This window comes from Stenotrophomonas geniculata, assembly GCF_034508895.1.
In the GTDB taxonomy this organism is placed as follows: Bacteria; Pseudomonadota; Gammaproteobacteria; order Xanthomonadales; family Xanthomonadaceae; genus Stenotrophomonas; species Stenotrophomonas geniculata.
Genome location: NZ_CP140571.1, coordinates 799,507 through 824,320, shown reverse-complemented (window position 1 = coordinate 824,320; position 24,814 = coordinate 799,507). Strand labels below are relative to the sequence as shown.

Genomic DNA, 24,814 nt, shown 5'->3' with positions numbered 1-24,814 from the left:
CGCGGCATGATGCAATTGCGCGGATGAACATCGACTCCCTGCTGCACACTCCGAGCCAGGTGATCTCCCGCCTGGACTACCGCCGCGAACGCTGGCGGAATGGACTTGGCTGGACCCGCGAGATCCTGCGCCTGCCTCCGCAGGGGGATGACTGGGCGCTGCGCCTGTCGGTGGCCGAGATCGAACAGGACGCCGCGTTCTCCGCCTTCCCCGGCGTGGAGCGCGAACTGGTACTGCTGCAGGGCAATGGCGTGCGCCTGCGCTTCGACGATGGCCGTGTGGCCGAGGTGCTGCCGCCGCATGGACGGGTGCGCTTTGCCGGCGAGGAAACCCTGCACGGTGAACTGGTCGATGGCACCACCCACGACTTCAACCTGATGTGGAAGCGCGAGTTGCTGCAGGCCGAACTGCTGCACCGGCCGCTGGTGGGCGCGATGTTCTTCTTCTGCGAACCGGGCGTGGCCTGGGCGCTGCATCTGCTGTCCGGTCAGGCAGAGTTCGGTGCCGACAGCGGCCTGCCCGCGCTACGGGCCGGCGATACCGCGTGGTTGGCGGCCGGCGAACGTCAGCGGCACGCGTTGCAGGGCGGTGGCGAGTTGTTGGCGATACGGGTCTGTGCAGCGGCGGGATGATTCCTGGGCGCCGGTGGCTCAATCCACGCATGGCGTGGATCTACTGGGGTGTAGTTGCCATGCCTGGACACGCCGCGCAGTAGATCCACGCCATGCGTGGATGCGGCCGCCAATGCTGCGTCATGGTGCGAACCAAGGTTCGCACCCACCAGAGGCGGTTCGCAGGCGTCGGTGCGTTCAGTAGATCCACGCCATGCGTGGATGCGGCAACCTCAATACACATCGCGCCGGTAACGACCGGCCAGCAACAGCGCTTCCTTGCCCGCAACACCCAGCACCTGTTCGATCACCGCATCCACCGCCGGGGCCATGCCCTGCAGGCTGCCGCAGACCAGGATCGTGGCGCCTTCATCCACCCACTGCCGCAGCGTTGCCGCTTCGGCCAGCAGCCGGTCCTGCACATAGCGATGCGCGCCGCCGTCGCGGCTGAACACGGCATCCAACCGTGCCAGTGAGCCGTCGGCCAGCATTGCCTGCAGTTCTTCACCGAAGTGGAAGTCGTGGGCGGCGGTGCGCTCACCGAACAGCAGCCAGGTACGGCGTGCGCCACGCTGGGCACGTTCGTGCAGATGCGCGCGCAGGCCGGCGATGCCGGTGCCGTTGCCGATCAGCAGCAGCGGTACATCGGCGGGCACGCCATGGAAATTGTCGTTGCGGCGCAGGCGCAGCTGCACCGGTTCGCCGATGGCCGCGTGGTCGCACAGCCAGCCGCTGCCGATGCCAGGCGTGCCGTCCGCGCGCAGCTGGCGACGCAGCAGCAGCTCGACCGCACCGTCGGCCATCACCGAGGCGATCGAGTACTCGCGATGGGGCAGCGGTTGCAGGGTCGCCAGCAATGCGGGCAGATCACCCGGGGGAACCAATGAGGGCAGGTGCGAGCGCGCGACGCGTGCCAGCAACGTCTGCCCGTCATCCAGCACGGTATCCGCATCGAAGCGTTGTGCGTCCAGCCAGGCACGCACGGTGTGCGGTGCGTGCTGCGGGCCGATCTCGGCGATGTCACCGGCCTGCCACTGCGCATCTGCATCGGCCGGGGGCTGCAGGCGCAGCCAATACACGGGGCCGCCGGGGCTGCCCGGGTTCAGATGCTCACGTTGCAGCAGCGTCCACGGCTGGTACTCGGCCGGGCTCCAGTCGGGCAGTTCGCTGGCGCCGCCGCCGAGCTGGCCCAGCAACTGCTGCCAATGGCGCAGCGCGGCCGGATCGGCGTTGTCGACGTCGATCGCATCGAACAGCGGATGCGCACCGTGCTGGCGCAGCCACTGGTCGAGCTGGTGGCCGAATCCGCAGAAGTTGCCGTAACTGCGGTCGCCCAGTGCGAGCACGCCGTACTGCAGGTGCTGCAGCGCAGGCGGTGAGGTCATCACGCCGCGCAGGAACGGCAGCGCATGATCGGGTGGGTCGCCTTCGCCAGTGGTGCTGGCGATGAACAATGCACGCTGGCTGTCGGCCAGCAGCGTGGCGTCGACCTCATGCAGGCCGCGCACACGCACCGGCACGCCGGCACCGCGCAATGCCTCGGCACTGCGTTCGGCCAGTTCGCGGGCAAAACCGGTCTGGCTGGACCACACCATCAGGATCGGTGCGACGTCGCCAGAGGCAGCATCGTCGCGCGGTCGCCCACGCCACCACAGTGCGGCGCAGGCCAGCGCATACAGCGCGGTGGCGATGATCGCAATCTGCGTTTGCCGTGCCGGCGGCGCGCCCTGCCACCAGGCTTCGCCGAGATGCAGTCGCAGCAGCGCCCAGGCGATCAGCGCCAGCAGGAGCAGGGCCAGTGCGTTGCCGAGCCACGCGCGCGATGGACGTGCGCTCATGCGTCCTGCTCGTCGAGCAGGCGCTGGAAGCCGCTGCTGAGAAATTCCCGGGGGCCGTCTGCTGCACGCTGCAGGTAGCGTGCAGCCAGGCCTTCGCGTTCGGCCAGCGCCATGCCCTGTTCGTGGCCGAGCACGGTCAGTGCGGTGGCCCAGGCATCGGCGTGCATGGCATCGTCGGCGACCACGGTGACCGCTGCGGCGACCTGGCGTACCGGCATACCGGTGCGCGGGTCGAGACTATGGCTGAAGGCCTGGCCATCGGCCTGGTACTGGTGCCAGCGATCACCGGAGGTGGCCACCGCCTTGTCCTCCAGTGCCAGCACCCGCGGTGGTGTTTCGGTGTGCGCGTCTTCTTCCGGTGCGGACTCCACCAGCACGCGCCACGGCTGGCCGTCCGGTTTTCGGCCGTAGCCGGCCAGTTCGCCACCGACCTCGATCAGTGCAGCGGCGATGCCCTGATCGCGTAGCCAGGCGGCCACGTGATCGACGCCGAACCCCTTGGCGATCGCCGACAGATCCAGTTCCAGTCCGCCCGGTTGCAGCAGCGCATCGCTGCGCCATTGCAGGCGCTGCCAACCGCAGCGCTCGCGCGTGGCCTGCACGGTGGCGGCATCGGGTTGGCGGCGTTCGCCGGCATGTGCACCGAAACCCCACAGTGCCACCAACGGGCCGACGGTGGGATCGAATGCACCATCGCTGGCGGCGGCGATGGCCTGTGCGCAGGCCAGCACCTGGCGGGTCTCAGCCGGCAGCGCGCACCATTGGCCAGCGTTGGCGCGGTTGTAGCGGCTCAGGTCCGAGCCGGGCTCCCAGGTGCTCATCTGCGCGACCACCTCGTCCAGCCGCGCCTGGATGCCGGCATGCAGCGGGTGCAGGTCGCGCTGGCGCGGCGCGACCAGCGACACGCTCCAGGTGGTGCCCATGGTGGTGCCACCGAGGCGGGCGATGTCGAGCAGGGGATCGGTCATGGTGGTGTGCTGCAGATGCGATGCCGGGGCTGCCCGGCATCGCGGTCCACGTCATTACTGCGGCAGCACTTCCAGCGTGGCCACGTAGCTCAGGCGGCGCTTGGCGGCCTGCTTCACCGAGGTCTTGTTGTCCTCGGTGCCGGTTTCCAGCCAGTACATGCCAGCTTCCGGCCAGGTCACCTTGATCTCGCCCTTGGCATCGCTGGTGACCTTCAGTTCGTCCTGCGCGTTGCGGTAGCGGGTGGCGCCACGCACGATCTCGAATTCCAGGCCGGTGGCCGGCTTGCCGTCGACCAGCACGCGGAAGGTGGCTTCCTCGCCGGCGAACAGGTCGTTCGGGTGGCCGACGGCGACCAGCTCGATGCCATGGTTGGTGGGCTTCAGCGCGGTGTCGTTCGGCGCACCGTTGGTGACGAAGGTCTCCACGCGGCCGACCGACTGGCTCACTTCCAGCTTCTTTGCGTCCTTGGGCAGTTCGCCGAAGGTGGCGACGCTGCCGCGCCAGCGCTTGCGCTCGCCGTTCTGCTCGTAGGTGGCGAACAGGCCGTCGTTGACCGAGGCGATGCGGTAGGTGCCCGGCTGCTTCAGTTCGATGTCGAACACGCTGCGGTACTTGCCGGTGGAGGCGTTCTGCGGCTGCACGGTGCTGCCGTCCGGCGCGGTGATCACCAGCGATTCCAGGCGCAGCGGCACGTGGTTGAAATAGAACAGGTCGTTGGAGACCGCACCGTCGACAGTGATCCACGGCGCGTTGCCGGCGATCACGGTCTGCGAGGGCAGCAGCCAGGCCTTGTGGGCCAGGGCGGAGAAGGGAAGGGCAGCGGCCAGGGCGGCGGCGAGGACGAGCGTGCGCTTCATGCGGAGGACTCCAGTGGATGCGGGTGATGCGGAAAGGAAGAGGGGGCTGCGACGTGATCCCCTCCGTCCCCTCTCAGGGTTTGACGGCGAGGGTGACCTGGCCCAGTTCGGTGGCGCCCTGCGCCTTGCCGTTCTGTGCGGCGGTGGCCGGCCAGGTGAAGGGAATCTTCAGCAGTTCACGGCCGCCGACTTCGCGCACCGCTTCCACCACCAGGGTGTAGTTGCCCGGGGCCAGCTGCTTCAGTGCCGGCTGCTTGTCGTTGAACGACAGCGCGTGCTTGCCGGCCGGGCGGGTCGGGCCGGTCACGCCGTCCACCGGCACCTGCAGGGTGCGGCCGCTCTTGCGCCACCACTGGCGCAGGTCGGGCAGCCACTTGGTGCCATGGCCTTCGCTGTTGCTGGTCTGCTGGTACCAGACCGACAGGTTGGCCGCGACCTTCTGGTCGGCGCCTTCCAGCCACACCGCCACGTACGGGCGGTGGTACTCGGCCACGTTGAGCTTGGGCACTTCGACGTTGATGTCGAGCGTGGTGGCATAGGCCGGCGAAGTGGCCAGCAGGCCGCTGAGGGCGATGGTCAGGGTGACGCGCATGGGGCGGCTCCAGGAACGAAGGAAAGTCAGTGGATCAGCAGCAGGGCGATCAGCAGCGGGATCATCAGGCCGAGGCCGACCAGCGGCCAGGTCATGCGCCGCTGCCGCGCATGCAGGTGCAGCAGGAACAGGCCGGTGATGCAGAACACCAGGCAGGCCACGGCGAACAGGTCCAGAAACCAGCCCCACGCCGGGCCGGCATTGCGGCCCTTGTGCAGGTCGTTGAGGTAGGACACCGCGCCGCGCGAGGTTGATTCGTATTCCACCGCGCCGGTCTGGCGATCGATGCTCAGCCAGGCATCGCCACCGGGGCGCGGCAGCGACAGGTAGATCTCTTCGGCCGACCATTCGGCCGGGCGGCCGCCAATGGCGATGCCCAGCTGCGTATCCAGCCATTGCCGCGCCGGGCGCGGGATCGGCGCGTTGCCGTCTTCGCGGGTGCCCAGTTGGCCCAGCAGTTCGGCCGGCAGCTCCAGATGCTGGTTCTGCACCTCGGGCTTGGCCTCGATCTTCGCGGCATGGTTGAGGGTCAGGCCGGTCACCGCGAACAGCAGCATGCCGATCAGGCACACCGCCGAGCTGATCCAGTGCCACTGGTGCAGCGTCCGCAGCCAGAAGCCACGGTTCTGTTGCTGCTGCACGGTGGAAGAGGCAGGACGGCTCACGGCACGGTTCGGGGCGGACGGGGACTGCCCATTACATCATTGATGAGAATAGCTCGCAATTGCGTGTCGTTCTGTATCCCGGAGGGGGCTTTAGCGGTTGCCGGCCAGCGGCCGGCACTACCGCAGGATTGGTAGATCCACGCCATGCGTGGATGAAGCGGTGCCGACCAAGGTTGGCACCCACCAGAGCAGGGCGGTGCCGACCAAGGTTGGCACCCACCAAGGCGGTGCGCGGCGATCAGAACTTCGCGTTGAGCGAGATCCAGTAGCTGCGGCGCTGGTCCTTGGTCGCATAGTCGTCCACGCAGTTGAATTCGCTCTGGCTGATCAACAGGCACGACTGCGAGACGAAATCCTTATCGAGCAGGTTGTTGACCCGTGCGTTCACCGTCAGCCAGGGCGTGGCCTTCCAGCTGCCACCGAGATGGAAGATCGTGTAGTCCTCGTAGTAGCGGGTGTGGCTGGCGCCGCTGGCATCCAGCAGCGTGTCGCGGTAGCGGTCGTAGCGGCCCTCACCGATCAGCGACAGGCTGACCGCTTCATTGATCTGCCAGTTGAGGCTGGCGTTGGCCATGTGTTTTGCCGGCATGGTGCCGCTGATCGGCAGCCCCTTCTGTGCGCCACTGGTCTGCTCACTCTTCGTCCAGGTGTAGTTGCCGCGCAGCTGCAGGGTGTCGAGCAGGTCGACATGACCGGCCAGCTCGGCACCGCGGGTCTCGGCCTTGTCGATGTTCACGCTCTGGGTGAAGGTGCTGTAGCCCAGTGCTGCCCAGCCTGGGCCGATGTCCACGCAGTAGCCGCTGCCGGCGCGGGCCACTTCGCAGTTGGGGAAGGTGCCGCCGCTGGCGATCTTGTCCTCGAATTTGTTGAAGAAGCCGGTCACGTTGAAGCCCCAGCGCTGGCCCTCGTAGTAGGCGGCAAGCTCGTAGTTGGTGCTGGTTTCAGGCTTCAGGTTCGGCGAACCCACCAGCGGCAGCACGCCTTGGCCACCGAAGCCGGTGATGCCCGGGAACAGCTGGTCCGGACGCGGGGTCTTGTAGCCGGTGCTGACGCCGCCCTTGAAGGTCCACGCGTCGCTGGCGTTCCACACCAGGTAGCCGCGCGGGCTGACGTGGCTGCCGAACACGTTGTGGTCGTCGTAGCGCAGGCCGAAGGTGGCGGTGAGGGTATCGGTCAGCGCCCAGTTGTCCTCGGCGAACAGGGCCCACATGCGGTGCTTCTGCTTGGTGTTGCTGCGGTAACCGGCGCCATCCATGCCGAACACGCCATCGATCATGTCGGTGTCGTTGTACTGGCCGCCAACGGTCAGCTTGTGCGCGCCGAAGTCGAGGTCGAGCATCGTGTCGAGCACGTAGCCTTCCAGTTCCATCGTGCGCAGCGGGCGCGGCAGGAACGCCTGCAGGCGCGCCATCTCGCTGGGATTGAGTGCGGTCAGCGCATTGCCGCGGCCGGCCGCACAGTTGTTGGCGGCACCGGTGCGACGGCAGACGTCATTCCACAGCGTCTGCAGGTTGGCGCGCTCGTCCAGGGTCAGCGGCAGCGAGCGGCCGAGGTTGCTGCTCTTGCTGTGGGTCAGCGAGGTCTGCCAGGTGCCGAAGCTGTAACGGCCCTGGTGGGTCAACGACAGCTGGTCGCGCTCGTAGCGCTGGTAGGCGGTGTAGCCCACGCGCGGTTGCACCACGCGGCGGGTGACGGTGCCGCTGCCGTTCGGGTTGGGGATGACCGCGTTGCCGACGCGCCAGAGGCTGGCCAAGCTGTCCAGCGTGCCGGTCTGTCCTTCGCTGTTGTCGTACTTCTGCCGCGACACGTCGTAGTCCAGCCACAGTTCGTGATCGTCGTTGACGCGGAAATCCAGGCGTACGCCAGTGTTCCAGTTGGTGTTGGCCACCGACTTGCCACCGCCGCCGAAGCCGATGCTGCGCTCCCACAGGCTGCCGTCGGGCAGGGTCAGTGCATCCCACTCCGGATTGGAGGCCTTGGCGTCGTAGTAGCTGCCGCGCACCGCCAGGCTGAGGCGGTCCTTCAGCAGCGGGCCGCTGAGGTACAGGTCGGTGGTGCGTGCATCACCGAACTGGTCATCCTGCTGCACGGTGAAGCCCTGGGTCACGGCGCCGTGCCAGCTGTCCTGGTTGCGTCGGGTGATGATGTTGATGACGCCACCCATCGCGTCCGAGCCATACAGCGTGGACATCGGGCCGCGCACCACTTCGATGCGTTCGATCGCGTCCAGCGGCGGCAGGTAGGCGAACTGGCCGCCACCGAAGTTGTTCGGATACAGCTGGCCGACATTGCTCTGGCGGCGGCCGTCGATCAGCACCAGGGTGTACTCGGACGGCAGGCCGCGCATGGAGATGGTGGCGCGGCCGTTCTTGTCGCTGGCCTCCAGGCCGACATCGATGCCTTCGACGTCGCGCAGCGCGTCGACCAGGTTGGTGTAGGGGCGCTTGCTGAGTTCTTCGCGACTGACCACGCTGATGCTGGCCGGTGCATCGACCACCTTCTGCTCGAAGCCGGAGGCGGTGACCACCACCTTGTCCAGCGTCTGCGGCGCGCCGGAAGCGTCACCGTGGGCGAAGGCAGGGGCGGCCATGGCCGCCAGCACGGCGCTGGTCAGCAGGGTACGGGGCAGGGACGAACGGACACGATGGCGCTGGGCCATGGCAGTAACCTCGAAGGATGCAGGGTGGTGCAATGCCAGGCGCGAGTGGCGCGGCATGCACGGGGAGGCCCGGTCAGGGGCGGCAGGGATGAAGCAGGCAGCGGCGCGCTGACGCGACCGCGCAGGCGGTCACGCGGGGCCGTGAATCAGGCGAGCGGCGGCGCCTGGCCGCGTTGCTGGCGGCGCCCGGGCGCGTCGGCCCAGGGCGTGTCCGGAGCGGCCAGCGGCCAGTCCGGGCGCACACCGGGCATGGCCGGCGTGGCGGGTACGAGTTCACGTTCGGTACGAAGCCACTGGCTGGCCAGCAGCAGCGGCGGGTGTGCCTTCTCGGCTGATTTCACCGGCGCGGCAGCACAGCGACGCAGCTTGGCCGGGGCTTCTTCCTGCAGCGGGGCTTCGCCGCCACGCTCTTCCAGCGGCGGCTGCACTGCCTGCGCGGCGTTGCCGGCGTGGGCCTGTGGGAGCAGCGGCAGAGTACCCATCAGCAGTACCAGCATCGCCACCCACGCCAGCAGGCTGGCCAGCGCAGGACGCTGGCCGCGCATGGCGGTGCCCATCTTGCGATGGATGAGTGGGCGAGGGCGAAGCGGGCGCAGCAAGCAGGGGTCCCCAGGGGTCTGCCGGCAGCGGCCGGCATCAACGGGGCGTGATTGTAATGAGAGCCGTTAGCTGTTGCAAATGAGAATGATTGCCAAAATGTCGCGGGCTGGCCAGATGGGGCTCAGACTTCGCTCCAGCGCCGCAGCAGGTTGTGGTACACGCCGGTCAGCTGCAGCACCGCCTCGGCGTCGCCGCCGGTCTGCCGCAGGCGCTCGATCGAGCCGTCCATTTCCCATAGCAGGCGGCGCTGCACATCGTCGCGGATCATGCTCTGCACCCAGAAGAACGAAGCCACGCGCGTACCTCGGGTGACCGGCCGCACCTGGTGCAGGCTGCTGGACGGATACACGATCAGGTCGCCCGCCGGCAGCTTCACTTCATGCTCGCCGTAGGTGTCGCTGATGATCAGTTCGCCGCCCTCATACTCGTCCGGCGCCGAGAGGAACAGGGTGCAGGAGATGTCCGAACGCAGCTGTTCGCCGTTGGCCAGGTTCATCACCGCGCCGTCGACGTGGAAACCATAGGTGCCGCCGCCGCTGTAGCGGTTGAAGCGCGGTGGCAGGTACTTCAGTGGCAGCGCGGCGCTGAAGAACAGCGGGTGCCGGGCCAGTGCGACGAGGATGATCTCGCCCAGTTCGCGGCGCAGCGGTGAGGCCTCGGGCAGCTGCTGGTTGTGCTTGGCCTGTGCGCCCAGATGGCCGACGGTCTCGCGACCATCGGTCCAGTCGGCGGCATCCAGCCGGCGGCGGAAGTCGGCCACTTGGTCGGCGCTGAGAATGTCGGGGATGTGCAGCAGCATGCGGGACTCCTCAGAGGGACGGCGGTGCGACCAGGGCGCGCACCTGTGGATGCGGCGATGCGGCCAGTTCCGGCACGAGGTGCGCCATGAACGCCGGGCTGCCGTGGGCCAGTGCAAGCCGCAGCCAGTGCACGGCCTGCTCGATCTGGCCGGCCTGCAGCAGGATCGAGGCGTAGTTGGCCTGGCCGCGGAAATCACCGGCCTCGGCCGCGCGCTGGTACCAGTCCAGCGCCGCCTGCGGATCGCGCTCGATCTCCAGTCCGTCTTCGAGGTGGCGGGCCAGCAGGTTCATCGATTTGGCGTGGCCCAGGTGCGCGGCGCGCGTGTACAGCGCCAGCGCCTGCGCGCGGTCCAGCGGCACGCCGCGGCCGGTGGCCAGCAGGTTGGCCAGATTGTACAGGCCCCAGTCCAGCCCGGTGTCGGCCGCGCGGCGGTACCACACTGCGGCCAGCGCCGGGTCGGGGGCGGTGCCCTGGCCCAGTTCGTGGCAGCGGCCAAGCATGTTCATCGCCATCGGCGCGCCGTTGTTGGCGGCGGTTTCGTACCAGAGCAGTGCCGCCGAGGCGTCCTGTGCGGTGCCTTTGCCTTCCATGTGCATCTGCGCGAGCAGCAGTTGTGCCTCGACCTGCCCGGCCTGCGCAGCGTCGCGCACGCGTGCGAACGCGGCTGCCGGGTCGTGCTGCAGCAGTTCGGCCAGGGCGTCGCTGTCGATGGGGGTAAGGGTCGCCATGGGGTGAGTATCGCCGGAAACAAAAACGGCGGCAGGAGAGCCTGCCGCCGTGGTGGAGCGAAGTTACATCAGAACTTCACGTTCAGTGCCAGGGTGGCCGAGCGACCCGGGGCGATGCTCGCGTAGTGCGAGGCATAGGCCTTGGTGAAGTAGGTCTTGTCGGTCAGGTTCTGCACGTTGAGCTGCACGCTGATGTTGTCCTGGATCGCGTAGCTGGCCATCGCGTCGAAGCGGGTGTAGCTGGCAATCCACTTGGTGTTGGCAACGTCACCGTACTGCTTGTCCGAGTAGAACGCACCAGCGCCGACGGTCAGGCCGATCGGGAAGCGGTAGGTGGTCCACAGGTTGGCGCTGTGCTTGGCGGTGTTCGGGAACACGTTGCCGTTGTTCGGCGACGGCACGTAGACGTTGGACGGGCAGGTGCGGCCCACCGGTGCGCCACAGACAAAGCCATTGTCCTTCAGTTCCGAGTCCAGGTAGGTGTAGCCGCCGTACAGGCTCCAGGCATCGGTCAGCTGGCCATTGAAGCCCAGCTCGAAGCCGTTGATCTCCTTTTTGCCGGCGTTCTGGCTGGTGCCGTTGTCGATGGTCACACGTGCGTTGTTCATCACGGTGTGGAAGATCGCGGCGGTCAGGTTCAGGCGGTTGTCGAGCAGGTCCCACTTGGTGCCGAGTTCGAGGTTCCTGGTGTCCTGCGGCTTGAGGTCGGCCACCAGCCCGGTCAGGCCGTCGGAGCCATCGCCACCGTCCATGCCCGGCGGGGTCGAGGAGGTGCCCCAGGACAGGTAGATGCTGCCGTTGGCCACCGGCTTGAACACTACGCCGGCCTGGTAGTTCACGAAGTCGTTGTCGTTGCGCAGGCGGGTCGGCGCCGCGTTGAGCACCGGCGTGGTCAGCGTGGTGCTGTAGTCGTCATAACGCAGGCCAACGTTGAAGCTCCACTGTGCATTGAGCTCGATGGTGTCGAACAGATAGGCGGACTTGGTCTTGGTGCGCTGTTCAACGTCCAGCGCCTTGTTGCTGCGGTAGACGATCTGACCGGCCGCCCACGGATCGTTCGGGTTCGGATTGTTGAAGTCGGTGCAGTTGTAATTGGTGGCAGCGCCGGACACCGTGCATCGCGAACTGTTGGCAGCGAGGGGTTCCAGCGGATTGGCGGTGCCCGGCGTCATCTGATAGCTGCCGCGGGTCATCTTCTCGTCGCTGTATTCCACGCCGGCGCTGTAGCTGTGCTTGAGCGCGCCGGTCTGGAAGGCGCCGGTCAGGCCCAGCTGATCGGCGAAGCTCTTGACGTCGACGGCGCGGCTGTTGGTACGGCGCCACAAGGTGCCGTAATTGTTCGGGTTGCCCTTGCTGTCGTCCGGCTGCGTCCACAGGTAGTCGTTGCTGGTGTTGCCCAGGCGCGCGATGTTGCGCAGCTTGTGGCCGCCGAAATCGTAGCTGGCGTCCAGGGTGCTGATATCGGCGCGGGTACGCTGGAAATCACGGTCGACCAGGCCGTAGTAGTTGTTGCGGTCCGGCACCATCGGGCGGCCGTCGCCGTTCTTGGCCACGTTCGGGCCGCTGGTGAACGGGTTGTTGTACGGGAAACCACCCGCGTCCGGCAGGTCATCGCTCTGCATGTGGTAGTGGCTGGCGATCAGCTGCGCCGGGCCGTTCAGGCCGAACGCGATCGACGGCGCGATGCCCCAACGGCTGACGTTGGCGGCGTCGCGGCCGGCGATGTCCGATTCGTGCTTCATCAGGTTCAGGCGGGCGGCGATGCCATCGCCCAGCACGTAGTTGGCGTCCACGGTGCCGCGTGCGTAGCTGTCGGTACCGATGCCCATGCTGGCGCTGGTCTCGTTCTTCAGCTTCGGCGTCTTGCTCACCAGGTTCAGGCTGCCACCACCGGAGTCACGGCCGCCGTAGGCCGAGCTCGGGCCCTTGACCACTTCCACCTGCTCCAGGTCGAAGATCTCGCGGGTCTGCGAGCCGACGTCGCGCAGGCCGTCGACGAACACGTTGCTCTGCGAATCGAAGCCACGGATGAAGGGGCGGTCACCGGTCGGGTTGCCGCCTTCGCCGGCACCGAAGGTGATACCCGGGACCATGCGCAGCGCATCCTGCAGATTGGTCGCACCGGTTTCGGCGATCAGCTTTTCCGACACGATCGACACCGACTTCGGGGTGTCCAGCAGCTCGGCGGTGAACTTCGGCGAGGACGGATTGAACCAGCTGCCGCGCACCTGCACCTTGTCCAGGTCGGTGGCGTTGCGGGAGCTGGCATCGGCGCTGTCGGCGGCCTGTGCGGCCAGCGGTGCGAAGCCGGCGGCCAGGGTGGCGGTAGCGAGCAGGGAAACGCGCGGGGCGTGCTTGCGGGACGTGATGTGGGTCATGGTCTGGGTGGCGGTGGCTTGGATCAGAAAAGGGCGCGGGCCGAAGCGCAGGCAGCGCGACGGCATGTAGAAGGCGGTATCTGTAGAGCCGAGCCGACGCTCGGCTGGCAGGAAACGTAAACAGGCGCACGGCAACAGCCGCAGGGCGCCTCAGCTGGCGTGCGGTGCGGGCGGTGCGTGGCCGGGGTTCAACCGCAGTGCGGGATCGTGCAGCTGCCAGCGCAGGGCGTTGGAGCGCCACAGCGGAACATGCGCGACCAGGGCGGCGCGCGGGGGAGCCAGTCCGGTACAGGGCGTGGTGCCCTCGCCATCCAGCGGCGGCTCCGGTGCTGGCGCGGCATGGTGCGGGCACTCGTCCGCCGGCGGGGCCGGCATCGGCATGACCTGCTGCAGATCATCAGCGTGTGCCTGCCAGCCGTGGGCAGCCGGGTTGTTGCCGCGCCCTTCGTGCAATGCCGACCAGCCCAGCAGCAGCGTCAGCAGCACGACCACAAGCAGCGGCCACCCTTGACGGGCAAGCTGGCACAGCGTGGCGGTGGGCGCGGGCGAAGCCATGGCGCGGGGGCAGAGTCGTTACGAAGATGTTACGTAGAATAACATCAACGATAATGATTCGCATGTGCGGGGCGTGGCGGCCTCCCGAGGCGCCACGGGGCGCCCTGGAAGGGGCCTCATGGCCTTCCGGTAGATCCACCCCATGGGTTGATGCTCTCTGGCGGGGCGCCCCGTGGATGATCTCTCCGGGCGGAGCGCCGCCTCAATCCCGGTCGTCGCGGGTCCAGACAGCGTCGTGCTCGCGCTTCACCGGAAACTTGGGCACAGGGCTGTAGGCCGGCGCGCACAGAGCGCGCCCGTCACGCACGTCGAAGCGCGCGCCGTGCAGCACGCACTCCACGCTGCCTTCGGTCGTGTTGAACTCGCCGGAGGACAGTTCGAACTCTTCATGCGTGCACTGGTCTTCCAGTGCGTACAGCTCGCCGTCGAGGTTGAACACCACGATCGGCGTGCCGGTCACCTCGTCGAACACACTCTTCATTTCGCCCGGCAACAGCTCGTTGCCGGCACAGACGAAGGTCCAGGTATCGCTCACGCGACGGCTCCGGCCAGCGGCTTTTCCAGGATCTCGAAGCGCAGGTCGTCGCGCTTGGGGATACCGAAACGCTCGTCGCCATACGGGAACGGCTTCTTGATGCCGGTGCGGCTGTAGCCGCGACGCTCGTAGAAGGCGATCAGTTCGTCGCGCACGTCGATCACCGTCATCTGCATCACCGGCACGTTCCATTCGCGTGCAGCGTGCGCTTCGGCAGCGTCCATCAGCTGCTTGCCAACGCCGCCACCCTGCAGGGCCGGGTCGACCGAGAACATGCCGAAGTAGCCCTTGCCGTCGACATCGGCGACATGGGCGCAGGCCACCAGCTGATCCCCGCGCTCGGCCAGCAGAATGGTGGAGCGCGGGCGGTCCAGGTCGGCCTGGATGCCTTCGGCGTCGATGCGGGCGCCGTCCAGCAGGTCGGCTTCGGTGGTCCAGCCGACGCGGCTGGCATCGCCGCGGTAGGCCGAGGTGACGAGGGCAATGAGGGCGGGGATGTCGGCCGACGTGGCGGCGCGGAAGGTCAGGGTGCTCATGGGGACATTCTAGGTGGAGCGGGGAAGGGCGCGGGAGGCTGCTGGTTGACCTGACTTTGCCGAGTGTGGTCAATACGTGGACTTGACGCCATCTTCATTATTCGTTCATATCTGTGACCAGCACCCGCCCACCGTGAAGCAACGCGTGGCTGTCTGCCGGCGTGGGTGCCGCCTGGTCGAAGGTCAACCGCCGTTCGGCGCGGGTGGGGCACACAGGGACGTCGATCCAGGGAGGATCTGCATGCAGTCTGGCCTCATTTCTCATCCGCGCGCCGCAACGGCTGCCAAGGGTCTGTTTCTCGGTTTCATTGCCCTGTGTGTGCTGGCACCGGTCAGCGTTTCCGCCCAGATCGTTCCCACCTGGCGCCAGGAGTACGACAAGCGACTGAAGTACGGGGACCTTGTCGAACCGCTGAAGGGCGAGATCTTCGGCGAGCAGGTCAACCTCTATGACGGTTCGATCAGCTTCAAGGCCACGGATGTTTCGATTCCGGGCAATGGTGGGCTCGCGGTTTCGCTCAGCCGCAGCTACGGGGATGTCGGCGGCAGTGCAAATGACAAGGAATATGGAAACTGGGATCTCGACATTCCTTCGCTTTCAGGTACTTACGGAGACCAGCCGGAAACTGCGATCGCCGGGCATTGGACGCCAAGCGCCCGTTGCTCGACAGTTTCCGCACCTCCGTCGCTTGATGTCTGGAACTACAAGCATACCCAGACCATCAATTTTTCTCCCCACACCTATTGGGATGGGGTGAGGCTTTCATTGCCGGGCGGAGGCGGTGAAACCGTCCTGGCTGGCAGCGGGGACGCGCGCCAGCCAACGCCCCAGGTCGGCACGCCAACGCCCTGGAACACAAAAGGGGGATGGTTCTTCTCCTGCCTCAGTGCGCTCAAGAGCGGCCAGCCGGGCGAAGGATTCCTGGGCCACGCGCCAGATGGAACCAAGTACTACTTCGACTGGATGGTGGCGCGCGAGAACGAGTCTGCCGTTCTCCAGCCCTACGACACCATCACCCATGCCACGCTGAAACGGAAAAAGGTCTTCCTCTATCCATCCCAGGTTGTCGATCGTTTCGGTAACTGGGTCCGCTACGAATGGAGTGGCGGGCGGCTGGATCGAATCGTTGCCAACGATGGGCGCAGCATCAGCCTTGCCTATGACTCCCAGGGCCGCATTGCAACGGCAACGGCAGCGGGCCGCACCTGGACCTATGGCTACACCCCGGCCGGTGTGTTGCAGTCGGTGACGCTGCCGGATGGCACCGCCTGGCAGTACGACCTGCCTCCGGTCAACGTGACGAAGAAGTACCCCGAATATACCGGGCAGGACCCCTCAGCCTACATGGACTACCCTGGGCTGTGCGCGAAGACGAACAAGATCGTGCAGACCGAGGTGACAGCCTCCATCACGCATCCATCAGGTGCGGTGGGAACCTTTGTATTCCGACCTTTCCGGCACGGGCGCAAGAATGTTCCGTTCAACTGCCAGACCTCCGGCGACGAACAGTTGCTGGCCGACGGATGGAATCTCACGCCCCTCTATCGGGACGCGATGTCTTTGGTAGCAAAGCGGATAAGCGGCCCGGGGATGCCCACCGCGCAGTGGAGCTATCAGTACACCAATCTGGGGTGGCAGTACGACAGGAGAGTCGACCAGGCTGGGTGGCCGATGATCCCGGTGGGGCAGGCAGAACCCAAGATTACAATTGAAACTCTGCCGGACGGGGTCATTCGGACCTACGAATTCGGGAAGGAAGTCGGCTACAACGACGGTCGATTGTTGTCCACGACCACCAGCTCGGGTGGCGCGGTGGTTCGCACCGAGCGCAGCAACTACTACCCGGACGCGCAGCTTGCCAGCGCACCGTTCCCGGGCGAGGCGGGCCGGAATCTCAAGTACGGGGCCAGGGAACTGGGAGAGCATTTGAATCGCCCAGTGCAGAGCACAGTCGTGAATCAGGATGGCGTGCAGTTCACCCGCACCGTGCAGGCCTTTGATGCATTTGCGCGCGAAGTCACCGTTGTCGAAGCGAATTCCGCCGGCCAGAGTCGCACCAGCAGCACCAGCTACTACGACAATCCCGCGCTGTGGGTGAACGGCCAGGCGGCGCGCAGTGTGCTCAATGGCATCGAGCAGTCCCGCACCGAATTCGATACGGCCAAAGCACTACCGTTACGCGCCTATGCATTCGGCCGTCTGGCGCAGCAGGTGACCTACGCAGCCGACGGCACGGTTGCCTCGGTGGCCGATGGCCGCGGCAATACCAGCCATCTGTCGGGATGGAAGCGTGGTGTTCCGCAGCAGCTGCGCATGCCGGCCACGCCCGAAGCGCCCAATGGCGCGGTGCGCACGGTTGTCGTCGACGACAACGGTTGGATCACCTCGCTGACCGACGAAACCGGCGCAACCACCAGCTTCAGCTACGACAGCATGGGCAGGCTGCGCAGCCAGCAGTTCCCTGGCGGCGACAGCGTGAACTGGAATGGCGTAACCATGGACCTGCAGCGGCTGGGTGGCGCGCAGCTGGGGGTGCCCGCCGGTGCGTGGAAGCACTCCCGCACGCAGGGCGGGCGGCGCACGGATACCTACCTGGATGCGATGTTCCGCCCGGTGCTGGTGACCGAAAACGCCAACAACGTCCTGGACAGCGCCGTGGTGACCCGTTACGACACCAGCGGCAAGACCGTGTTTGCCTCGTATCCCACGCGGCAGTTCTCCGATATCAATGCCACCCTGACCGGCACCACGACGCAGTACGACGCGTTGGGCCGCCCCACCGTGGTCAGTCAATCGTCCGAGCTTGGGGCACTGGTTACCCGCACCGAGTACGTGGGCAACCTGTCGGTGAAGGTGACCAACCCCCGCGGGCAGGCTACGACGACCCGTCATCTTGCCTACGACCAGCCCAGCTATGAGATGCCGCTGACGCTGCAGCACCCGGAAGGCGTAGTGACCGAGATCCAGCGAGACACGTTGGGCAAGCCGCTGGCGATCACCCGCCGCAGTGCAGACGGCAGCCAGTCGCTGACCCGCCGCTACGTCTATGACGGCTACCAGCAGCTGTGCAAGACCATCGAACCGGAAACCGGCGCGACCGTGCAGGACTACGACGCGGCAGGCAACGTGCTGTGGTCGGCGGCCGGCACGGGTTTGACCAGCACCACCGACTGCAACCGCAGTGAAGCCCTGGCCAGTGGACGTGCGGTGAAGCGCAGTTACGATGCTGCCAACCGCTTGTCGACCCTGATCTTCCCGGATGGGCGCGGAAATCAGAACTGGTCCTACGCGCCTGATGGTCTGCCTGCCGAGATCAGCACGCAGAACGATCCGGCCCGGCCGATGGTCGTCAACCGCTACCAGTACAACCGCCGCCGCCTGCTCAGCGGCGAAACCCTGCAGCATCCGGATCTGGGAAGCCTGAGCCTGGCCTATGGCTACGATGCCAACGGCACACTGGCCAGCAATACCTACCCGGGGGGGCGTGTCGTCAGCTATGCGCCGGATGCACTGGGTCGGGCGACGACGGTCGGCGGCTATGCAAAGGAGGCCAGTTACTTTGCCAATGGCGCGTTGGCCCGCTTTGTCTATGGCAACGGGATCGTGCACACGTTGACCCAGAATGCCCGCGGACTGCCTGACCGCAGCCGCGATGCCACTGCAGCGGCCGCAGTGCTGGATGACAGCTACGACTACGATGCCGGCGGCAATGTGATGGCCATTTCCGATGGCCTGCCCGGGGCGCCCGGTAACCGGGACATGACCTATGACGGCCTGGACCGGTTGCGGACGGTCACTGCACCGGGCTTCGGCAACGCCTTGTATGAGTATGACGCGCTGGACAACCTGCGCCGTGCGAAGGTCGGCAGCCGCGATCGTACGCACTATTTCGATCCGACCAATCGGTTGGTCAACGTGATCGAAACCGGAACCGGGGCAACCGTGACCGGTCTTGGCTATGACGTGCAGGGCAATCTTTCGGTGCGCAATGGCCAGGCTTTCGCGTTTGACTACGGCAACCGGCTGCGTGCGGCGGGTACAGCAGAGAGCTACGAGTATGACGCCCACGGGCGCCGGGTGAAGGCTGCTGCCAGTGGCAAGGGGGCAATCTACTCGTTCTACGACAACGGCGGTGTGCTGCGATTCCAGCGCAACGAACGTACCGGCAAGCAGACCGACTATCTCTACCTGTCAGGCAGTTTGGTTTCACAGGTGCATGGCGAAGCCGCACCCAGCGTTCCCGCGCTGAGTGCGCCGGGCTACATCACCCAGGGCAGCGTGAACCTGACCTGGAGCCAGGCCGGTGGTGCCAACCGCTATGAGCTGCAGCGGGCCCTTGCGGGCACCTGGAGCACGGTCTTTGATGGCGCGGCGCAATCGTTCACCAGCACCGGCCTGGTCACGGGAACCTATCAGTTCCGCGTGCGCGGCTGCCGGGCGGTGTGCGGCGGATGGAGCAATGTCGCATCAGTGGCCGTGGCATTGGCGCCATCCACTGTGCCGACCTTGAACCTGCCTGCCACGGCCTTCAACGGCAGCTACAACGTGGCTTGGTCTGCGGCTTCCGGTGCCGAGCGCTATGAGCTGGAGGAAAGCGCCAATGGTGGCGCATGGGCCCAGGTGCACAACGCCATCAGTCAGTCCAAGGCCTTCAGTGGCAAGGCAGCGGGAAGCTACAACTACCGGGTTCGCGCATGTAACCCGGTGGGGTGCACGGGATACAGCGCCACGGCTGCGGTGACGGTGGTGTATCCGCCTGCCACTGCGCCAGGTCTTTCTGCGCCGGCACGCGCTGCGCCGGGCAGTATCGGCATTGGCTGGAACGGGGTGGCTGGTGCCACGCGCTACACCCTGCAGGAAAGCAGCAATGGTGGCGGATGGGTCACGCTGTTCGACGGCAACGCGGGTTCCTATGCCACCGCTGCGCGCGGGGTCGGCAGCTATGGCTATCGGGTTGCCGCCTGCAATGGCGCAGGCTGCGGACCGTGGTCGGCCACGTCGACGGTAGCGGTGATCGGGCCGCCGACGATCGAGCCGGTGATCAGCGCACCGGGCCTGGTGAACGTGCCGCAGTACAGCCTGAGCTGGTCGGTGCCGGCCAACAGCGAGAGCTTCGTGCTGGAGGAGAGTGCCAACGGTGGTGGCTGGACGGTGGTGCATAACGGCGGCGGGAACAGCTTTGGTGCCAGCCGTGGCAATGGCAGCTACGCCTATCGCGTGAGGGCATGCAATTTCGCGGGGTGCAGCCCCTACTCGGGCATCGCCAGTGTCTCCGTGGTGCTTCCTCCCGCGGCCACTCAGATCTACGTGGCCGAGTGGCTCAGCACGCGCAAGGCGCCCTATCAGGTGCAATGCAGCGTCGGCTGGCGCGCGGTTCCGGGGGCAACGGAGTATCAGCTTGAGCCTTCCGGAGCTGGACGGCGCCTGTACACCGGCCCCAATACCTACGTGCAGTCGAGCGGCGGGACCTACTGCGCCAGTCTCTACATTGTCAGGGCCTGCAACGCCGGTGGCTGTTCGGCATGGTCCGCAGACTTCCCCGTCACCCGCGGCGTATTGAGCTGGGACTAAGCCATGAATGGACTCTCTTTGCTGTTGATTCGGGCGGTGCTCGCGGTGGTAGCGCTGGCGGCCTGTGTGGCTCCGGCGGCCGCACAGGAAGTGGTCGAGTACATCCACACTGATGCACTCGGTTCACCGGTGGCGATCACCGATGCCAGCGGAAACGTCATCGAGCGTACGGTGTATGAGCCGTATGGGGCGGTGGTGAATCGGCCGTTGAAGGATGGGCCGGGATATACGGGGCATGTGACGGACTCGGGCACGGGTCTGAGCTACATGCAGCAGCGATATATGGACCCTCAGTTGGGCCGGTTCCTGTCAGCAGACCCCGTGACGGCGTATCAGCAGCCCGTTTCAAACTTCAATAGCTATGTCTATGCGCTGAACAATCCTTACAAGTTCACCGACCCAGATGGAAGGGATGTCACTTGCAATCAAAGCTCTTGCACGATCGAAAGTCGTTCACTCGGCGAAGCGATCGTGGACTATGGGACCGTTGGTATCATTTACGCTCGGCGACTACTCGAAAATGCAATTGCAGAGTCCCAGAAAAACGAGTCCCAAGGCCCAACCCCAGAGCCAGGAACCGCTAACAGTGATGAAGGTTGCATTTATTGTGTAAGTGGCGAGAACACGAGCTCAGGCAAAGACTACATTGGCTCGACGGACGACCTCGATAGTCGTGCTCGCGATAGATCAGATGGTCGCGACCGAAGGGGGGCTGAGAAGGTCGACTCTTACAAGAAGGGAGATCGCACCGACAGGCAGAATAAGGAACAGAAAGTGATGAATGATCGTGGCGGCAAAGATGGCTTGGATAATAAACGTAATGAAGTGGCGCCAAAAAGATGGCAGGAGCGCGGAATTGATCCCCCAACGGCAAAGTGAGGTTTCGCAATGAACGAGCGCCCGATTCCTAAAGCAGCTTTGGAAGACGAGAACTCTGTTGAGATGCTACGAGTGTGGATTGCGAAAAGAAGACTCCACTGTTCAATGAAGGTTGGTATGTATCGGGAGACAACCAATATCTCCGAAGAGAAAGCGTGGGGTGTCATCCTTGCGGATGCTGCCCGAAACATTGCTGACGCGCTTCATTCAGGATATGGAGTTGACGCGAAAACCGCCCTGCATCTTATACGAGAGAATTTTCATGCTGAATTGGATGATCCGACATCTAGTGCAAAGGGTGGATTCGTGAATAGCAATGATGCCTGATGCCTGATGCGAAAGTGAAAATTTCCAAGCCGATCCTGAAGGGTGTCACCGCCTATTACGCGAAAGCTATTATTTTTGTGATCGCAAGCTATGGGTTGCTGCGTTTCGTGTACGGGCATACAGGTATTTCATTCATTGAATGGGCGCTCATACTTCTGGCGGCATTCACGGTGGGTTACATACCTCTTTTCGTTGGCTTGCTACGCGGGAAGAGTTCGTAGGAGCTTTGTGCAGACGCGATATGTCCGCAGAATGGGGCCTCTTCTTTAGCGCGGCTATCTGGCAGGCTGCTGAAGCGCCAGCTGCAACGGGAGACGGCGTCATCGGAATTTTTTCGCCGCAAGACCTACGTGCAGTCGAGTGGCGGCAATAAAAAACGCCGCAGTTCCCTGCGGCGTTCTCGTACTTCCCTGATTCTGGCGAATCCTCAGCCCAGCAGCTTCCGCACCTTGGTTAGTGCGGTCATGAACCGCTCGATCTCGGCATGCGTGTTATAGAACGCCAGCGAGGCGCGGCAGGTAGCCGCGACGCCGAAGTACTGCAGCAGCGGGTGTGCGCAGTGCTGGCCCGAGCGCACGGCCACGCCTTCCAGATCCAGAAGGGTGGCCAGATCGTGCGCATGCGCGCCATCGATCAGGAACGAGACCACCGCAGCCTTCTCCGGCGCTTCGCCGATGATGCGCAGGCCGTCGACGCGGCGCAGCTCTTCGGTGAAGTGCGCCAGCAGTTCGGCTTCGCGGGCTTCCACGTTCTCCTGCCCAAGCTGCTGCAGGTAGTCGGCAGCCACACCCAGGCCGATGAAACCGGCGATGTTCGGGGTGCCGGCTTCGAACTTGTGCGGGGCATCGTTGAACACGGTGCCGTCGAAGCTGACTTCCTTGATCATTTCGCCGCCACCGAGGAACGGCGGCATCGCGTCCAGGTGCTCGCGGCGCGCCCACAGTGCGCCGGTGCCGGTCGGGCCGCACATCTTGTGGCCGGTGATGGCGTAGAAATCGCAGCCGATCGCGGCGACATCGACCTTGCGGTGCGGCACGGCCTGCGAGCCATCGACCACGGTGATGATGCCGCGCTTGCGCGCTTCGCGGCAGATCTCGCGCACCGGATTGACCGTGCCCAGCACGTTGGAGACGTGGGTGACGGCCAGCAGCTTGACCTCCGGGGTCATCGCCGCGCGCAGCGCATCCAGATCGAGTGCGCCGTCAGGCGTGATCTCGGCCACGCGGATGGTGGCGCCGGTACGCTGCGCGACCAGCTGCCACGGCACGATGTTGGCGTGGTGCTCCATGCGCGTGATCAGGATCACGTCACCGGTCTTCAGCCGCGGCAGCGCCCACGAATAGGCCACCAGGTTGATGGCGAAGGTGGTGCCACTGCACAGCACCAGGTCGCTGGGCCGCACGTTGAGGAAGCGCGCCAGCGTGTTGCGTGCGCCTTCGTAGGCGTCGGTGGCTTCGCTGCCCAGTGCATGCACCGCGCGGCTGACGTTGGCGTTGTAGCGGCGGTAGAACTCGTCCACTGCGCCGATCACCTGCACCGGCTTCTGGCCGGTATTGGCATTGTCGAAATAGACCAGCGGCTTGCCGTGCACTTCACGCATCAGCAGCGGGAAGTCGAGGCGGACGCGGTCCCAGTCGGGGGCGCCGGTGCGTTCTTCGATCGGGCGCGGCGTGGACAGGTTCATGCCACACCTGCCTCGGCCAGCGCCTTGTCCAGGCGGCGTGCCAGCTGCGCACGCAGTGCGTCCGGCAGGATCTTCAACGGCTCGTGGCAGAACGCGGCGCTCAGCAGTGCCTGCGCCTGTGCCTGCGGCAGGCCGCGCGAGCGCAGGTAGAACAGCGCATTGGCGTCGAGCTGGCCGACGGTCGCGCCATGCGCGGCCTTCACTTCATCGGCGTCGATCACCAGCGTCGGCTGGGTGTCGATCTCGGCATCGGCCGACAGCAGCAGGTTCTTGTTGGACAGGTTCGCGTCGGTGCCATCGGCGCCTTCGCGGATCTGGATGCCACCATGGAACACCACGCGGCTGCGGTTGGCGGCGACGCCGCGCCACAGCAGTTCGCAGCTGGTATCGCGTGCGATGTGGTCGATGCCCAGGCGGGTTTCGACGTGGCGGCGGCCATTGCCAAGCATCACGCCGTTGGCGGTCAGCTGGGCATTGTCGCCTTCCAGGCGCACGTTCAGTTCATGGCGGCTGAGCGCGGCGCCCAGTTCGAGGTCCACGCGGTGGTACTGCGCGTCGCGGGCCAGCACCGCGTCGGTGCGCAGGAAGCTGGTCTGGCGCGCGCTGCCGGCCTGCACGCGGGCGTGCTTGAGCACGGCATCGCGGGCGACATGGGCATGCAGCACGGTGTTGTCCAGGTGGGCGGAGTCGCCCACGCTGAAGCGATGCTCGACCACGCCCAGGCTGGCGCCGGCACGCAGTTCGATCAGGTGGCGGTGATGCCAGGCCAGGTCGGTGTCACCGGCGACGCTGGCGAACACCAGCTGCAGCGGCGTTTCGACCTGCACGCCTTCATCCACGCGCAGCACCACGCCTTCATCGGCCAGCGCGGCATTCAGGCGGGCGAAGATCTCCTCGCTGCGCTCGTAGCGGCGGCCAAGGAAACGCACGGCGTCTTCGCCGGCGGCCAGTGCGGCCGACAGCGGCTGCAGCTGCACGCCGGCCGGCAAGGCCTGCACGTCGCTCAGCGCGGCATCCAGACGGCCGTTGACGAACACCAGGCGCGGCGCCGGGATGTCGTCCAGCAGGGCGGCGTCCAGCGCCGGGCCCTGCAGCGGTGCCGCAGTGAACGCACGGCGTTCCAGCTGGCGCAGCGAGGTGTACTTCCAGGCTTCGTTGCGGGCGGCCGGCAGGCCGTCACGCAGGGCCGCATCCAGCACTTCGCGGCGCGCATCGCTGCCGCAGAAGGCCTGGGCCATCGAATCAAGCAGGGCGCTCATCAGACCGCCGCCTCGGGCACGACCCGGTCCTTCAGGAAATCATAGCCGTGCGCTTCCAGTTCCAGCGCCAGCTCCGGGCCACCACTCTTGACGATGCGGCCATCGGCCAGCACGTGCACCACGTCCGGCTTGATGTAGTCCAGCAGGCGCTGGTAGTGGGTGATGACCAGGAACGAGCGGTCGGCGGCGCGCAGTGCGTTGACGCCATCGGCCACGCTCTTCAGTGCATCGATGTCCAGGCCCGAATCGGTTTCGTCCAGGATCGCCAGCTTCGGTTCCAGCACGGCCAACTGGAAGATCTCGTTGCGCTTCTTCTCGCCACCGGAGAAGCCTTCGTTGACGCCACGGTGCAGCAGTTCGTCCTTCAGGTGCAGCACGGCCAGCTTCTGGCGCACCAGCTTGAGGAACTGCATGGAATCGAGTTCTTCCTCGCCGCGTGCCTTGCGCTGGGCGTTCAATGCCGCGCGCAGGAAGTAGGTGTTGTTCACGCCCGGGATCTCCACCGGGTACTGGAACGCCAGGAACAGGCCGGCAGCGGCGCGCGCTTCCGGTTCCTGCTCCAGCAGGTCGACGCCGTCGAACTGCACGCTGCCTTCGGTCACTTCGTAGCCGTCGCGGCCGGCCAGGACATTGCCCAGGGTGGACTTGCCGGCGCCGTTCGGGCCCATGATGGCGTGCACCTGGCCCGGCTGGACGTCCAGCGACAGGCCCTTGAGGATTTCCTTGTCGCCGATGCGGGCGTGGAGGTTTTCGATCTTCAGCATGGTGG

Annotated in this window: 21 protein-coding genes; 5 read left to right on the top strand and 16 right to left on the bottom strand. The window is 65.8% G+C overall.

Annotation, left to right across the window (positions count from 1 at the left end):
* Positions 1-23: 23 nt before the first annotated feature.
* Positions 24-632, top strand: coding sequence for a HutD/Ves family protein (locus tag RI032_RS03870; protein ID WP_322547890.1), 609 nt, complete (start codon positions 24-26; stop codon positions 630-632).
* Positions 633-844: 212 nt separating this feature from the next.
* Here the strand turns inward: RI032_RS03870 and RI032_RS03865 are convergent, their stop codons facing one another.
* The 13 genes from RI032_RS03865 to RI032_RS03805 form a co-directional block, all read right to left on the bottom strand.
* Positions 845-2,449, bottom strand: coding sequence for a sulfite reductase subunit alpha (locus RI032_RS03865; RefSeq protein WP_322547889.1), 1,605 nt, complete (start codon positions 2,447-2,449; stop codon positions 845-847).
* Positions 2,446-3,417 (bottom strand): FAD:protein FMN transferase, encoded by a 972-nt coding sequence (locus RI032_RS03860; protein ID WP_322547888.1) that lies wholly within the window; start codon positions 3,415-3,417, stop codon positions 2,446-2,448. Before RI032_RS03860 ends, RI032_RS03865 begins: the two co-directional genes overlap by 4 nt.
* A gap of 54 nt (positions 3,418-3,471) precedes the next feature.
* Positions 3,472-4,275 carry a DUF4198 domain-containing protein gene (locus RI032_RS03855; RefSeq protein ID WP_322547887.1) on the bottom strand — a complete coding sequence of 268 codons (804 nt, stop codon included), beginning with the start codon at positions 4,273-4,275 and terminating at the stop codon, positions 3,472-3,474.
* 73 nt (positions 4,276-4,348) lie between these two features.
* Positions 4,349-4,867: a DUF2271 domain-containing protein gene (locus tag RI032_RS03850; protein ID WP_004147429.1), complete on the bottom strand. Its 519-nt coding sequence runs from the start codon at positions 4,865-4,867 to the stop codon at positions 4,349-4,351.
* Positions 4,868-4,893: 26 nt separating this feature from the next.
* Positions 4,894-5,532, bottom strand: a complete 639-nt coding sequence (locus RI032_RS03845) for a PepSY-associated TM helix domain-containing protein (protein ID WP_010483588.1) — start codon at positions 5,530-5,532, stop codon at positions 4,894-4,896.
* Positions 5,533-5,770: 238 nt separating this feature from the next.
* On the bottom strand, positions 5,771-8,191 hold the full coding sequence (locus tag RI032_RS03840; RefSeq protein WP_134958576.1) for a TonB-dependent receptor domain-containing protein: 2,421 nt from the start codon (positions 8,189-8,191) through the stop codon (positions 5,771-5,773).
* Positions 8,192-8,337: 146 nt separating this feature from the next.
* Positions 8,338-8,748, bottom strand: coding sequence for a hypothetical protein (locus tag RI032_RS03835; protein ID WP_057502959.1), 411 nt, complete (start codon positions 8,746-8,748; stop codon positions 8,338-8,340).
* Positions 8,749-8,912: 164 nt separating this feature from the next.
* A complete protein-coding gene (locus RI032_RS03830; RefSeq protein ID WP_322547886.1) occupies positions 8,913-9,590 on the bottom strand; it encodes a Fe2+-dependent dioxygenase in 678 nt (225 codons plus the stop codon).
* A 10-nt stretch (positions 9,591-9,600) separates the two neighbouring features.
* Positions 9,601-10,320: a tetratricopeptide repeat protein gene (locus RI032_RS03825; RefSeq protein WP_322547885.1), complete on the bottom strand. Its 720-nt coding sequence runs from the start codon at positions 10,318-10,320 to the stop codon at positions 9,601-9,603.
* Positions 10,321-10,388: 68 nt separating this feature from the next.
* On the bottom strand, positions 10,389-12,698 hold the full coding sequence (locus tag RI032_RS03820) for a TonB-dependent receptor (RefSeq protein WP_322547884.1): 2,310 nt from the start codon (positions 12,696-12,698) through the stop codon (positions 10,389-10,391).
* Positions 12,699-12,848: 150 nt separating this feature from the next.
* Positions 12,849-13,253, bottom strand: a complete 405-nt coding sequence (locus tag RI032_RS03815; protein WP_071305625.1) for a hypothetical protein — start codon at positions 13,251-13,253, stop codon at positions 12,849-12,851.
* A 202-nt stretch (positions 13,254-13,455) separates the two neighbouring features.
* Positions 13,456-13,788 carry a non-heme iron oxygenase ferredoxin subunit gene (locus RI032_RS03810; RefSeq protein ID WP_049455557.1) on the bottom strand — a complete coding sequence of 111 codons (333 nt, stop codon included), beginning with the start codon at positions 13,786-13,788 and terminating at the stop codon, positions 13,456-13,458.
* The gene (locus RI032_RS03805) at positions 13,785-14,324 is read right to left on the bottom strand and encodes a GNAT family N-acetyltransferase (protein WP_322547883.1); all 540 of its coding nucleotides are present in this window, start codon (positions 14,322-14,324) and stop codon (positions 13,785-13,787) included. The genes RI032_RS03810 and RI032_RS03805 overlap by 4 nt, the downstream gene beginning before the upstream one ends.
* Before the next feature lie 241 nt (positions 14,325-14,565).
* Between RI032_RS03805 and RI032_RS03800 the strand changes: the two genes are divergently transcribed.
* Genes RI032_RS03800 through RI032_RS03785 form a run of 4 tightly spaced genes read left to right on the top strand, consistent with a single transcriptional unit; the run spans position 14,566 to position 21,323 of the window.
* On the top strand, positions 14,566-19,896 hold the full coding sequence (locus RI032_RS03800; RefSeq protein WP_322547882.1) for a wall-associated protein: 5,331 nt from the start codon (positions 14,566-14,568) through the stop codon (positions 19,894-19,896).
* A gap of 3 nt (positions 19,897-19,899) precedes the next feature.
* Complete coding sequence (locus RI032_RS03795; protein ID WP_322547881.1) at positions 19,900-20,775, top strand: RHS repeat domain-containing protein; 876 nt, start codon at positions 19,900-19,902, stop codon at positions 20,773-20,775.
* Between the two features lie 9 nt (positions 20,776-20,784).
* Entirely contained in the window at positions 20,785-21,102 is a 318-nt protein-coding gene (locus RI032_RS03790; protein WP_100050536.1) for a DUF5076 domain-containing protein, read from the top strand.
* Positions 21,102-21,323: a hypothetical protein gene (locus RI032_RS03785; RefSeq protein WP_238582448.1), complete on the top strand. Its 222-nt coding sequence runs from the start codon at positions 21,102-21,104 to the stop codon at positions 21,321-21,323. Before RI032_RS03790 ends, RI032_RS03785 begins: the two co-directional genes overlap by 1 nt.
* A 206-nt stretch (positions 21,324-21,529) precedes the next feature.
* Here the strand turns inward: RI032_RS03785 and RI032_RS03780 are convergent, their stop codons facing one another.
* The 3 genes from RI032_RS03780 to sufC are packed head-to-tail and all read right to left on the bottom strand — an operon-like array spanning position 21,530 to position 24,809.
* Positions 21,530-22,786, bottom strand: a complete 1,257-nt coding sequence (locus RI032_RS03780) for a cysteine desulfurase (protein WP_322547880.1) — start codon at positions 22,784-22,786, stop codon at positions 21,530-21,532.
* A complete protein-coding gene (sufD, locus tag RI032_RS03775) occupies positions 22,783-24,045 on the bottom strand; it encodes a Fe-S cluster assembly protein SufD (protein WP_322547879.1) in 1,263 nt (420 codons plus the stop codon). The genes RI032_RS03780 and sufD overlap by 4 nt, the downstream gene beginning before the upstream one ends.
* Entirely contained in the window at positions 24,045-24,809 is a 765-nt protein-coding gene (gene sufC / locus RI032_RS03770; protein WP_260364185.1) for a Fe-S cluster assembly ATPase SufC, read from the bottom strand. The genes sufD and sufC overlap by 1 nt, the downstream gene beginning before the upstream one ends.
* Between the last annotated feature and the right edge of the window lie 5 nt (positions 24,810-24,814).